A 12,428-nucleotide genomic window follows, 5' to 3' on the forward strand; every position below is an offset into this window, starting at 1 on the left:
GAAGGAGGGGTGGGAACGGGGACGGCTGCCGGATGGCGCCGGGAGTCGGTCACGCCGCGCACGTCCCGGCGGCGGGGCGGGCGCGGTCCAGCAGCGGGCGGCAGACGAAGGCCAGGGCGGCCGCGGCCAGGGCGGTGGCGAAGGCCACGGCGAAGACCCCGCGTGGCCCGAGCGGCTCCACCAGCAGGCCGCCGATCTGCTGGCCGACGGCGTCCCCCAGCACGGTGGCCAGCGAGGCCCAGGTGAAGGCCTCCGCCAGCGAGCCGCCGTCCGCCACCGAGCCGACCAGGGTCATCTCGACGGCGGACACCAGGGCGATGGGCGCGCCGCCGATCGCCAGCGCGAGCCCGAGCAACGGCTGGGAGGTGGCCGCCAGCGTCAGCCCCGTCCCCAGCGCGTACGCGAGGACCAGACGCGGGAACCGTACGGTCGCCGGGACGGCGGACTGCGAGCGCCCGAGCCAGACGGCGCCCAGCGCGCTGCCCACGCCCCAGCAGGCGTAGACCGCGCCGGTGCCGCCGGGGGAGCCGTGCGCGGCGACGAAGGCCGGGATGGCGAGCGTGAGCAGCCCGATCGGCACCGCGCAGGCCGCCATGATGCCGGTCAGCGCCAGCATGGCCGGGTTGCGCAGCGGCCCCAGCAGGTCGCGGGGCGCGGCCGGGTCGGCGGGTCGGGGGCCGGTCCCGGCCGGGAGCCGGACCAGGGCCAGGCCCAGCGCGCCCGCGCCGCCGACCGCCGCCACCGCGGTCAGCGCCAGCGCGGCCGAACCGGCGAGCATCAGCCCGGCCAGCATCAGCGGCGCCCCGATCACCAGGACCTCGGTGAGGACCGCCTCCCAGAGGTAGGCGGTGTCGCGCTCGGTGTCGCTCAGCGGCAGGCGCGCCCAGAGCGAGCGCATGCAGGCGTTGGCGGGTGGCAGCGCCACCCCGGCCAGGGCGGCGGCGGCCAGCTGGCCCCAGGTGCCGGGCCGGGTGGCCCAGGCGAGGACGGCGAGCGCCGCCGGGTAGAGCAGGCCGGTGGCCAGCAGCACCGGCCGACGCCCGGCGCGGTCGAGCCGCCGGGCGACCAGCGGCCCGCCGGCCGCCATCCCGGCCGTGTACAGCGCGCTGGTCAGCCCGGCCTGCGCGAAGCTGCCGCCCTGCTCGCGCACCACCAGGACGGTGGCCAGCGACATCAGGTAGACCGGCAGCCGGGAGACCACGCTCCACCCGGCCACGGCGCGCACGTGCGGGCGGCGCAGCAGCGAGCGGACGCGGTGCGCCAGGGTGTCGGGGGGCGGTGGCGAGGTGTCGCGGGGCAGGGTGTCGCTCACCGGTCGCCCTCCAGCGCGGGGGCGGGCGCCAGCTCGATGACGAAGGCGCCGAGGACCGCACGCATCCGCCGCTCCACCTCCTCGATCGAGGCTCCCACCACGTGGACGTACCCCGAGGCGTTGTGCGAGGCGCGCCGGGCGGACACCGCGTCGCCGACCCCGACCTTGAGCACGGCGTCGACCACCCCGGGGGCCCGCAGCAGTTCCTCCACCGGGGTGATCCGGCGGACCGTCCCGGACTCGGGCAGAGGAAGCAACAGGTCTCCGGCGCACTGTCGTTGACGATAGCTCAGATCCGGCCGCCGCCCCCGGTAGACGTCCAGGGTGGCGCCGAAGACGTCGAAGCCGTACGCGTGCCCGTGGTTGGCCGGGATCTCGCAGCCGGCCAACCGCAGTCCGATCTCCCCGGCGTACGGCTCGCCGTCGATCAGGAAGAACTCCATGTGCGCGTACCCGTGGTCGATCCCCATGCCGGTGACGATCCGCTGCAGCAGCGCGCGCAGGTCGACCGGCGGGGCCTCGTCGGTGCCGACGCTGATGTTGGCGTTCATCGCGCCCTCGACGATGTCCAGTGGGCGGCACGGCATCGCACTCGGCCAGGCGTCCAGCACCTCGCCCTGGAGGATGATCGCGCACACCTCCCACTCGACGCCGCCGAGGAACTGCTCGACCATCCAGTCCCGGGCGGTCAGGTCGACGGCGGCGAGCGACTCGGGGCCGTCCAGCCGGTGGGTGTCCACGCAGGCGAAGGAGTCCACCGGCTTGAGCACCAGCGGCCAGCCGTGCTCGGCGGCGAACCGCTCGATCTCGCCGGCCGTCCGGACCTGGGCGAACTCGGCCGTCCGCAGCCCGAGTTCGCGGAAGCGCCGCTTCATCACGGCCTTGTCGCGCACCCAGGAGACCTGCTGCGCGGTCAGGTGCGGCAGCCCGGCCAGCGCCGCGAACCGCTGGGCGACGACCTGCCGCGGCTCGGACGGGTTGCAGAACCGGCTGGGGGCGACGGGAAGCCCGGCGGCCCACTGCCGGTACCGTGCGGCCTCCTGTTCCAGCGGCACCCCGGCCCGTACCCAGAAGGCGGGCAGGTGCGCGGTGCGGTGCAGGTGCTCCGCGGAGAGGTCGGCGCGCGCCTCGTCGAAGCGCAGCAGGACGAGGTGGTCCGGGAGCGTGCGGGCCGCGTGGCGGGCGAAGGAGGAGGCGCGGTCGTCCACCATCAGCAGGACCGGACCGGGCGGGCTCACACCGCCTCCAGGACGCGCCGGATCGCCTTGACCGCGGCGGCCTGCTGCGGCTGCGGCAGTTCGGGGGAGAGCGGCACGCAGAGCGTGCGCTCCAGCAGGTCGCGGGTGCGGGCGAAGCCGTCACGGCTGAGCGCGAGCGGCCCCTCGGGGGCGTGGTTCCACGGGAAGCCGTCGGCGTACAGCGAGCGGCGGCCGGTCAGCACCGGGTGTTCGGGCAGCAGGTACTTGCCCAGCGTCCAGTTGGCGATCCCCTCGGCGGTGAGGGCCGCCACGGCGGCGTCGCGCAGCTCGCGCGACTCGCAGCGGAAGCGCAGGCTGACCTTGACGTCGCCCTCGGCGCGCGGGAGCGCCCGGAGGTCGCTGCGGTCCGGCAGTTCGGCCAGCGCGAGGGCGTACATCCGCTCCAGCCCGGCCAGCACCTCGTCGAGGTGGCGGAACTGCTGGCACTGGACGGCCGCGACCTCCTCGCTGGTGACGAAGTTCTCGCCGTAGTAGGCGTCCTGGTTCCAGGTCGGGTAGTGGCCGGGGACGCGGGCCGAGCCGTGGTCGTGGTAGCAGCGCATCGCCGCCCAGGCCTGCTCGTCGTCGGTCACCACCAGCCCGCCCTCGCCGGAGGTGAGCACCTTGTTGTGGTGGAAGCTGAACACCCCCGCGTAGCCCGCCGTCCCGACCTGTCGGCCGTCCGGGAAGCGCCCGCCGAGGGTCTGCGCGCAGTCCTCGATCACGTACGGCACGCCCTGCGGCAGGGCGGCCACCGAGCCCTCCATGTGCGCGGTGATCACCCGTCGGGCGTCCGCCGGCAGCAGGGTCGGGTCCATGCCGAGGGACTCGTCGGCGTCCACCAGCACCGGGATCAGGCCGCAGGACAGCACCGCGCCCGCCACCGCCACGAAGGTGACCGCGGGGATGTACACGAGGTCGCCGACGGAGGGCCGGGTGGAGATCAGCGCCAGCCGCAGCGCCTCGGTGCAGTTGTGCACGGCCAGCGTGTGGCCGGTGCCCAGCCGTTCGCCGACCAGGCGTTCCAGCCGGGAGGCCATGCTCTCCTGCTCGGTCTGGTAGCGGAACAGGACCTGGTGGTCGATCACCTCCTTCAGCTCCGCCATGTCGGACCAGTCGAGGTAGTTGGCGCCGTACGGGAGGAAGCGCTGGCCTTGGCGTTGGTGGAGGGTCATCGGGCGTCGGACTCCGTGATCGGGTGCGTGGTGCCGTCGACGAGGAGCTGCTGGTCGCGGAAGTTGCGCAGCAGCAGGCCGCCGTCGGGCGTCTCGGTGAAGGAGGGGCGGGCGACCGGGATCTTGCCGATCTTCGTCGTGAGGACGTACTGCGGCACGGCGAAACCGGTGATGTGGCCCTGCAGGCCCTCCATGATCTCCCAGCCCTTCTCGACGGAGGTCATGAAGTGCGCGACACCGGTGACGTTGTCGCAGTGGTACAGGTAGTACGGGCGCACCCGGATGCGCAGCAGCTCGGTCATCAGCCGGCGCATGGTCGGGACGTCGTCGTTGATCCCGCGCAGCAGCACGGTCTGGTTGCCGACCGGGATGCCGTGCCGCAGCAGGCGGTCCACCGCTGCGGCGGACTCGGGGGTGATCTCCTTGGGGTGGTTGAAGTGGGTGTTCAGCCACACCGGGTGGTAGCGGGAGAGCATCGCGCACAGCTCGTCGGTGATCCGCTGCGGCAGCAGCACGGGGAAGCGCGAGCCGATCCGGATGATCTCGACGCTGGGGATCGCCCGCAGGCCGGCGACGATCTCCTCCAGCCGGCCGTCCTGGTAGGAGAGCGGGTCGCCGCCGGTGAGCAACACGTCCCGGATCTCCGGGTGTTCGGCGATGTAGCGGAAGTCCTCGTCGTAGGTGCCGCCCTCGTCGTCCCGGAAGTAGCTGCCCTGGAGGTCGGTGGTGTGGAACTTGCGGGTGCAGTGCCGGCAGTAGACCGGGCAGGTCTCGGTGACCAGCATGATCACCCGGTCCGGGTACTTGTGCACCACCCGGTTGGTCCGGCGGTAGAGGGTGTCCCCGACCGGGTCGACCTCGGCGCCCGGGAACTCCACCAGCTCCTCGGTCGCCGGGACGGCCTGCTGGCGGACGGGGCAGAGCGGGTCGTCCGGGTCCATGAGCGAGGCGTAGTACGGGGTGACGCTCCAGCGGTACCGGCCGGCGACCCCGGCGATGGCCCGCTCCTCGTCGGCGGTGAGGTTGATCCACTGCCGGGCCTTGTCGACGGTGTTGATGCGCTTGCGCATGTGCCAGCGCCAGTCGTCCCACTCGGCGGGGGAGGCGCCGGGGCGGTTCGGCGGCGGGCCGGTGGTCCGGTCGGCTCCGGCGCCCCGGTCGGTGTCGGAGGTCTGGTCGGGCCCGGTGGTTCGTCCTGGTTCGGTGATCGGGCCTGGTTCGGTGGGGGTGGGGGACATGGCGGCTCCGTACGGGGTGGAGGACGGTGACGGCGGCTACAGCGGCGCGAGCAGCAGTTGACGGACGGCCCGGGCGACGCCCTGCGCGCCGCGCAGGTCGTCGAGCTCCGGGCCGATCGCGCCCCACTGCGCGTTCGCCCCCGGCGGCTGCCAGACGGCCGGGTCGGCGGGGTCGGCCGCCGACGGCACCGGGACGTGCCGGGTGATCCGCTCGGCCAGGTCGTGTTGGGCGGCGCCGAGCGCGGGGAGGAAGACCAGCGGGGCCCGGCGGGCCTGGGCGAGCGCGACGGCGGCCAGGGTCGGTGAGGCGAGCAGCAGTTCGGCGCCGGCGTGCAGCGCGTCCACGTCCACCTCGGCCGCGCGGCCGACGGTCACGCCCGGCAGGTGCGAGACGGCCGCCCGGACCTGGTCGAGCCCGGTGTCGCAGACCAGCTGGCAGGCCCCGGTGCGGCGGACGGACTCCCGTGCGAGGAAGAGGAGTTGATCGCCGGTGAAGGCCTCGGCCGCCGGGTGCGGCACCTGCCAGAGCGAGAGCAGCAGCAGCGTCCCCCGGCGGTTGCGGCGGCGGGCCAGTCGGGCCGGTGCGAGCAGCCCGGTGGGCCGTAGGCCGCCCGGGTGTTCCAGCCAACCGGGCCAGTGTGCGCGGTGCAGCAGCCGCTCGGTGGGCGCGGGGGCGGCCGCCGGCGCGGAGGCCAGGTGCAGCACCGGGACGCCCAGCGCGGTGAGGCGCGCGGTGGTGGCCTCCTCGTCGCAGACGAGCGCCGCGCGCGGCAGCGGCTCGTGGGAGGCGAGGACGGCCCGGGGCAGGTCGCCGAGGTGGGCGGTCACCCGGCGCAGCGCCAGCAGAGAGTCCAACTGCTCGTCCCGGCAGGCGAGCAGCACCGCCGGCTGCCGCCCAGCATCGGGGGTCAGTACCGCCACGGGGCCACCGACCCGAGCCGGGCGACGTCGTCGCTGTAGCCGGCCGCCGTGGTCGAGCAGCCGTTGCACAGCTGCGGGCCGCGCTCTCGGAAGTAGTCCGCGTGCTCCCGGAACGCGGGCGTGTCCAGCAGCAGCACCCCGCCCTCGCGCACCGGCGCCCCGCCGGGCCCGCCGCCGGTGCCCTCACGGTGCGGGATGCAGCTGCAGGCGTGCATCCGGCCGCCCTTGCCGTCGATGTAGATCACGTCGTCCGCGACGTGGCAGAGCGGCAGCGAGGCCCGGGGCGGGGTGGAGTCCTCGAAGTAGCGGGCCTGCTCCTCGGGCGTGTCCCCGTAGAAGCGCTTGCCCATCGGGACCAGCAGGGCGTCCGGGTCGGCCGCGTAGAGCGGATCGCACACCGCGCGCACGTGGTCCGGGTCCGGGTAGCGGATCGTCCGGTCCAGCTTGAGCGCCGACAGCTCCCACTGGCGGACCCCGGCCTCGGTCAACACCTGCTGGAGTTCCGGCATTTCGGTGTAGTTGTGCGGTCCGACGACGGTGTTGACGCGGGGCAGCACGCCGAGTTCCGCGGCGAGCCGCAGCCCGCGAAGGCCGCCGTCGAACATGCCGGGCGAGCGCCGGTAGGTGTCGTGGGTGGCCGCCGAGGCGCCGTCCAGGCTGACGATCACCTGGGCCAGCCCGGCCGCGGCCAACTCCGGTGCGAGCTTGGGCAGCAGGGAGCCGTTGGTGATGATCGACATCTTCATGCCGGCCGCCGTGCCGGCCCGCACCAGCTCCACGACGTCCGGGTGCATCAGCGGCTCGCCGCCGGTGAACCGAACGTAGTCGACCCCGGCGGCGCGGGCCTTCGGCAGCAGCTCGGCGAAGTCGGCGAGGGGGAAGCGGAAGGTGTCGCGGGAGAGCGCGAAGTCACACATGAAGCAGTCGGCGTTGCAGGCTTCGAGGATGCGGATGAACAGGTAGCGAGAGCGCGTACGCGTTGTGGAGGACACCCGGGACCGTTTCGTGGCTCGTGGTTCGTGGGCTCGTGGCTGGTGGTTCGAGGGGGCGGATCAGTGGACGGGGCCGGCGGCCCCCAGGAGTTCGACCAGGACGTCGGCGACCTGCGCCGCACCCCCGGTGCCGACCGCGGTGGTCAATGCGCCCCAGTCGACGCCGGGTTCCGTCTCCAGGCGGCCCAGCACCGCAAGGACGTCCTGCCGCACGGCGGTTGTCGTCTCGCGCCGGCTCTGCTCGGCGGCGCGGGCGATCCCGCCGTAGATCACGTCGAGCGCACGGCCCTCGCCCTCGGAGCGCAGCGCCAGCGCGTCGTCCTCGGCGAAGACGGCCTTGGGCCAGGCGACGCGGACATCGGTGCCCAGCGCCCTGCTGTGGAAGCGGCCGTTGAAGATCTGACTGAGGTTCTGCGGCGGCAGGCAGACCGTCGGTACCCCGAGCCGGCCCGCCTCCAGTAGCGTGGTCAGCCCGGGGGAGGTGAGCAGCACATCGCACGCGCCGAGCCGGTCGAGGAACTCGTCGTGCGCGAGCGCGCCGACCGTCGTCGTGACGGGCGCCGGACACGAGTCCACCAGCTGCCCGGCCAGCCGGGCCGGCAGGTTGCCCGCGACGTGCACCTCGCCGACCCCGTACGCGGCCAGGGCCTCCAGCGCGGCGGGCAGCACGATCCGCGGATAGCCCGACCAGTCGGCGAGTTGCGGTGCCCGCAGCCCGCCCAGGTTCACCAGCGCCCGCCGGGGCGGACGCGCCGACGCGGGCCGCGCGGCGGCCGTCCCGGTCGCGATCACCGCGTCCACCCACCGCAGGCGGCGGACGTCCGCCAGCACCCCGGCGCACTCCGGCGGCAGCTCGACGCACCGCTGGGCGCAGTACACGTCGGCGTCCAGCGGCAGATCGTCGCGGTCACCGTCCGTCCAGAGGAACGGCAGGCTGTCGACGAACACCACCGGCACCCCGCAGGAGCCGAGCGCCTTCGCGAGCCGTCCGTCCAGCACCACCAGCGCCGCCCGTACCCGCTCCGCCCGGACGACCTCGGCGACCGCCGCCGCCAACTCCCCGTCCGGCAGGTCGAACCAGCGCTCCACCGGCTGCCCGGCCAGCACCGGCCGCCCCAGCCCCGACGCCAGCCCGACGAACCTCAACCCCGGGTCGCGGCGCCCGTGCAGCGCCGACAGCACCGCGCTGATCTTCCCGGAGCTGCCCCAACCGAAGTCCACCCCGGCAACGGCTACGGTCCGGACCTCGTCGTCTGCCTTCATCCGCTCCTGCCTCGCCCCGCATCAGCCCCGCGCACACCCGCCCCGATCGGAGCAGTCGGGCACCTTCGTAGCAGCGCGGGGGAGCGGACGGTTGGCGTACCGACGGACACGCATGGCGGACCACCCTCCCAGGTGAACGCCGTGAACGCTGCGTTGACACTCGTCCCGCCGCACGCCCGTCGGGCAGAGGGCCGAGATCCCCGACGGCTTGCGCCAGGACCCTGCCACTGGCACCGCCGGTCTCACCGTGGCGTCGACGCCACGCGGTCCGCCCCGGCGCCCTCTTCCCACCCGACCCGCCCCGGCGTAGCTTCGTCTCGCCGGATTGTTTTCCATCAAAGGGGGAGAAATGAAGCTCGCATGGGGGCGCCGAGCCGCCTCGCTCGCGACGGTGGCCGCACTGACCGCGGTGGGAATGGGGCTGGCGTCGGGCAGCGCATCCGCGACCGACGCCGTCTACTTGAACACGAGCCACTCGGTGGGCATCTACAACAGCCCCAACACCTGGAACGGCAAGGTCGGCGGAGCCCCGGACTTCTCACCGGGCGGTTACGTCATGGCCGTGTGCTGGACCGTCGGACAGGGCATCGACAACCTGGGCGACACCTGGTACCAGGTCTACGCCGAACTTCCCTCGGGCAGCCACGACTGGCAGTACTGGTCGGGCTACATCTTCGCGGGGTACGCGGACGGCAACGCCCACTCGGTGAATCGCGATCCGTACATCCCCCAGTGCCCATGAGCTGACGAAGCCGTGCGGCGCCCGCGCTGTACACCCGGGTTGACAGCGCGGGCGCGTCGTGGAACTCACGGAGCATCAGGTGCGGTGCCGCTGGTGCCCCGCGCGGCGGTGGTGGGTCGTCGACGGTCCGATGGCGGATGCCCAGGATCGGCCCACGACGGTGCCCGCCCCGGGCTGGTCCCTTCAGGTGTTCCGGGCGCGCGACCGGGGGATACGGGGTCGCGCCGGGCACGCGCTCGGCTAGCTTTCGTGCCGTGGACCGTGCCCTGTGGTTGTCCCGGCTGTTGCGCCGCCCGCTGGTGGGGCGTGGCGGCGCGGTGGTAGGTCGGCTCTCCGATGTCATCGTCCGGCTGCGCGGGCGGGACTATCCGCTGGTCACGGGGCTGGTGGTGCTGATCGGGAAGCACCAGGTGTTCCTGCCCGTCGAACAGGTCGCCTCCTTCGACGCGGATCGGATCGGACTCGCCAGCGAGGTCGTGGATCTGCGCCCCTTCGAGCGTCGCGAGGGCGAGGTGCTGCTGCGCGCGGACGTCCTGGGGCATCGGGTGGTCGACGTGGCCGACGTCGAACTGGTCCGGGCCCAGGACATCGAACTCCGTGAGCGGCCCGACGGCTGGGTGGTCGATCGGCTGGGCACGCAGTCGCACCGCCCCCGGCTGTTCGGACTGGGCGCGACGGCGGAACCGCGGTGGCGGGACTGGAGGTCCTTCGAGCCGCTCATCGGCCATTCCCAATCGGCCCGCGTACGGCGCCCGTTCGGCCGACTGGGCCGCCTCAAGCCGGCCGACCTCGCGGACCTCCTGGAGAACGCCGACCGAGGGGAGTCCCACGAGATCCTGGCGACGGTCCATGCGGACCCGGAGCTGGAGGCGGACGTCTTCGAGGAACTGGAGCCCGACTCGCAGACCCGTCTGCTGGCGGAGAAGGACGACGCCGGGATCGCCGCCGTGCTCGCCCGGATGCGTGCGGACGACGCCGCCGACGCGATCAACGACCTGCCGCAGCGCCGCCGCCAACCGGTCCTGGACGCGTTGCCCGCCGGACAGCGCACCAAGGTCCTGACCCTGCTGGGGTTCAACCCGGCCAGCGCCGGCGGGCTGATGGCGCTGGACGTCCTCGCCGCCCCGGTGGACTCCACCGTCGCACAGGCGCTGGATCTCGTGCGCGGTGCACGCGCTCTTCAGCCCGAGGCGCTGACCAGCGTCTATCTGGTCGAGGCCGTCGGGCAGGAGCGGCGGCTGATCGGCACCGCCACGCTGGTCGCGCTGCTGCAGGCGGATCCGGGCGCGGCGGTGCGGCAGGTCATGGTCACCCAGCCGGTCCGGGTGCTGCCGGACACCGATGTCGAGGACGTCGCCCTGCTGATGACCGACTACAACCTGTTGACCGTGCCGGTCGTGGACGAGCAGGAGCGCGTCCTCGGCGTCATCACGGTCGACGACATCCTGGAGACCGTTATCCCTGAGGACTGGCGTCGACGCGAGCCCGCCCCGCACCCGACCCGCCGCGCGGAACACGGCCAGGCGGACGGCCCGCCGTACGACAGAACGGACCAGGGCGCGTGACCGGCGCTCAGGATCCGCCTGAGCAACCGGGGCAGCCCGGGCGGTCGGGGCAACCCGGCCGGCCCGGAAGGCCCGATCGCCCGAAGGACGAGGGCCACCCGGCCAGACCGTCCGCAGGGCGGCCCGCCGCCGGACCTCAGCCCGCGTCGTCTCCCGAACCCGCGGCCGCACCCCGCTCCAAGCCCGTCCCCGCCAAGCCCGTCCCCGCCAAGCCCGTCCCCGCCAAGCCCGCACCCGGACCGGCCCCGGCCAGCCCCCGGCCCGAAGCGAGGCGGGCAGCGAGGCCCGCAGCGAGACCCGGGGCAAGACCCGCAGCGAGACCCGGGGCGAGGCCCGCCCCGGCCCCGAGGCCCGGCGCCGTCCTCGACGAAGCCCACCTCGGCGACATCGAAGGCGCCTTCGGTCGCATCCCCCGCGAGCGCCCGGAGGAACGCCCCGGCCTCAAGACCCGCCTGCTCACCCTGCTGGCGATCATCGGGCCCGGCATCATCGTGATGGTCGGCGACAACGACGCCGGCGGCATCGCCACCTACGCCCAGGCCGGCCAGAACTACGGCTACTCCCTGCTGTGGGTCCTTCTCCTGCTCATCCCAGTGCTGGTCGTCAACCAGGAGATGGTCGTCCGCCTCGGCGCGGTCACCGGCGTCGGCCACGCCCGGCTGATCACCGAGCGCTTCGGCCGGTTCTGGGGCTGGTTCAGCGTCGGCGACCTGTTCGTCCTCAACTTCCTGACCATCGTGACGGAGTTCATCGGCATCTCCCTGGCCGCCGACTACCTCGGCGCCTCCAGGTACCTGGTCGTGCCGCTCGCCGCCCTGCTGCTGATCGCCGTCACCACCAGCGGCTCCTTCCGTCGCTGGGAACGCGCCATGTTCGCGCTCATCGCGGTGAGCCTCCTGCTGGTCCCGCTCACCTTGCTGGCGGAGCCCCAATGGGGCCGTGCCGCACACGACTTCGTGGTTCCCGGCATCCAGGGCGGCATCAGCGGCGACGCCGTTCTGCTGATCATCGCGCTCGTCGGCACCACGGTGGCCCCCTGGCAGTTGTTCTTCCAGCAGTCCAACGTCATCGACAAGCGGATCACCCCGCGCTTCATCGGCTACGAGCGCGCCGACACCGTGATCGGCTCGCTCGTGGTCGTCGTCGGCGCGGCGGCCCTGGTGATGATCGCCGACTACGCCGCCCGCGGCACTCCCTTCGCGGGCGCCTTCACAGACGCCGCCGGCGTCGCCCACGCCCTCGCCCAGCACAGCCGCGCCCTGGCCGTGATGTTCGCCGTCATCCTGATGGACGCCAGCATCATCGGCGCCGCGGCCGTCACACTCGCGACCAGCTACGCCTTCGGGGACGTGTTCAACCTGCGCCACTCCCTCCACCGGGGCTTCGGCGAAGCCAAGCAGTTCTACGCCTCCTACAGCCTGATGGTGCTGCTCGCCGCCGCCATCGTCCTGATCCCCGGCGCACCGCTCGGCGTGATCACCGAGGCCGTCCAGGCCCTCGCCGGCCTGCTCCTCCCCTCCGCCAGCGTCTTCCTGCTGCTGCTCTGCAACGATCCCGAGGTCCTCGGCCCCTGGGTCAACCCCCGCTGGCTCAACCTCGTCGCCACCCTCATCATCTCCGTCCTGCTGATGCTGTCCGGCACCCTGATGGTGACCACCCTGTTCCCCGCCGTCGACGTCGAAGCGCTCGCCGGCGGGCTCGCCATCGCCCTCGTCGTGGGACTGGCCGTGTCCGCCGTCGGCCTGCGCATCGCCCGCAGCCGCGCGGGCGCCCCGGGAAAGCCGCCACCCGCGATTCCCGCCGTGGACAAGCTGGCCTGGCGCATGCCGCCGTTGGCCCTGCTCAAGCCCGTCCGATGGTCACCGGGGGTGCGCCTCGGCATGCTGGCGCTGCGCGGGTACCTGGTGCTCAGCGCCGTCCTGCTCCTGGTCAAGGCCATCCGCCTCGGCGGCGGCTGACCGAGGACCGAAGGACCGGCGGAC

At 73.6% G+C, this 12,428-nt stretch carries 10 protein-coding genes; 3 read left to right on the forward strand and 7 right to left on the reverse strand.

Features of this window, described 5'->3' with window-relative positions:
• Positions 1–49: 49 nt before the first annotated feature.
• Genes P3T27_RS24350 through P3T27_RS24380 form a run of 7 tightly spaced genes read right to left on the reverse strand, consistent with a single transcriptional unit; the run spans position 50 to position 8,139 of the window.
• A complete protein-coding gene (locus tag P3T27_RS24350) occupies positions 50–1,312 on the reverse strand; it encodes an MFS transporter (RefSeq protein WP_280681926.1) in 1,263 nt (420 codons plus the stop codon).
• Positions 1,309–2,550 carry an ATP-dependent carboxylate-amine ligase gene (locus tag P3T27_RS24355; RefSeq protein WP_280681928.1) on the reverse strand — a complete coding sequence of 414 codons (1,242 nt, stop codon included), beginning with the start codon at positions 2,548–2,550 and terminating at the stop codon, positions 1,309–1,311. The genes P3T27_RS24350 and P3T27_RS24355 overlap by 4 nt, the downstream gene beginning before the upstream one ends.
• The gene (locus tag P3T27_RS24360) at positions 2,547–3,725 is read right to left on the reverse strand and encodes a DegT/DnrJ/EryC1/StrS family aminotransferase (RefSeq protein WP_280681930.1); all 1,179 of its coding nucleotides are present in this window, start codon (positions 3,723–3,725) and stop codon (positions 2,547–2,549) included. Before P3T27_RS24360 ends, P3T27_RS24355 begins: the two co-directional genes overlap by 4 nt.
• Positions 3,722–4,963 (reverse strand): arginine 2,3-aminomutase, encoded by a 1,242-nt coding sequence (gene blsG / locus P3T27_RS24365; RefSeq protein WP_280681936.1) that lies wholly within the window; start codon positions 4,961–4,963, stop codon positions 3,722–3,724. Before blsG ends, P3T27_RS24360 begins: the two co-directional genes overlap by 4 nt.
• Positions 4,964–4,999: 36 nt before the next feature.
• Complete coding sequence (blsF, locus tag P3T27_RS24370; RefSeq protein ID WP_280681937.1) at positions 5,000–5,884, reverse strand: CGA synthase-related protein; 885 nt, start codon at positions 5,882–5,884, stop codon at positions 5,000–5,002.
• Positions 5,872–6,876, reverse strand: a complete 1,005-nt coding sequence (gene blsE, locus P3T27_RS24375) for a cytosylglucuronate decarboxylase (RefSeq protein WP_280681939.1) — start codon at positions 6,874–6,876, stop codon at positions 5,872–5,874. The genes blsF and blsE overlap by 13 nt, the downstream gene beginning before the upstream one ends.
• Positions 6,877–6,936: 60 nt before the next feature.
• On the reverse strand, positions 6,937–8,139 hold the full coding sequence (locus P3T27_RS24380) for a hydroxymethylcytosylglucuronate/cytosylglucuronate synthase (RefSeq protein WP_280681941.1): 1,203 nt from the start codon (positions 8,137–8,139) through the stop codon (positions 6,937–6,939).
• Between the two features lie 349 nt (positions 8,140–8,488).
• Here P3T27_RS24380 and P3T27_RS24385 point away from each other — a divergent pair, with 349 nt between their 5' ends.
• The 3 genes from P3T27_RS24385 to P3T27_RS24395 all read left to right on the forward strand — a co-directional run bounded on the left by P3T27_RS24385 (position 8,489) and on the right by P3T27_RS24395 (position 12,404).
• On the forward strand, positions 8,489–8,881 hold the full coding sequence (locus P3T27_RS24385; protein ID WP_280681943.1) for a hypothetical protein: 393 nt from the start codon (positions 8,489–8,491) through the stop codon (positions 8,879–8,881).
• 254 nt (positions 8,882–9,135) lie between these two features.
• Positions 9,136–10,446: a CBS domain-containing protein gene (locus P3T27_RS24390; RefSeq protein WP_280681945.1), complete on the forward strand. Its 1,311-nt coding sequence runs from the start codon at positions 9,136–9,138 to the stop codon at positions 10,444–10,446.
• A gap of 494 nt (positions 10,447–10,940) precedes the next feature.
• Complete coding sequence (locus P3T27_RS24395; RefSeq protein ID WP_280681947.1) at positions 10,941–12,404, forward strand: divalent metal cation transporter; 1,464 nt, start codon at positions 10,941–10,943, stop codon at positions 12,402–12,404.
• The last annotated feature ends 24 nt before the right edge of the window (positions 12,405–12,428 follow it).

The organism is Kitasatospora sp. MAA19, from assembly GCF_029894125.1.
Lineage (GTDB): Bacteria > Actinomycetota > Actinomycetes > Streptomycetales > Streptomycetaceae > Kitasatospora.

What these genes read in the sequence shown, in the direction of transcription:
- P3T27_RS24360 (WP_280681930.1), bottom strand. Translation starts at nt 3,725, where the DNA reads ATGACCCTCCACCAACGCCAAGGCCAGCGCTTCCTCCCGTACGGCGCC.
- blsG (WP_280681936.1), bottom strand. Translation starts at nt 4,963, where the DNA reads ATGTCCCCCACCCCCACCGAACCAGGCCCGATCACCGAACCAGGACGA.
- P3T27_RS24380 (WP_280681941.1), bottom strand. Translation starts at nt 8,139, where the DNA reads ATGAAGGCAGACGACGAGGTCCGGACCGTAGCCGTTGCCGGGGTGGAC.
- P3T27_RS24385 (WP_280681943.1), top strand. Translation starts at nt 8,489, where the DNA reads ATGAAGCTCGCATGGGGGCGCCGAGCCGCCTCGCTCGCGACGGTGGCC.
- P3T27_RS24395 (WP_280681947.1), top strand. Translation starts at nt 10,941, where the DNA reads ATGGTCGGCGACAACGACGCCGGCGGCATCGCCACCTACGCCCAGGCC.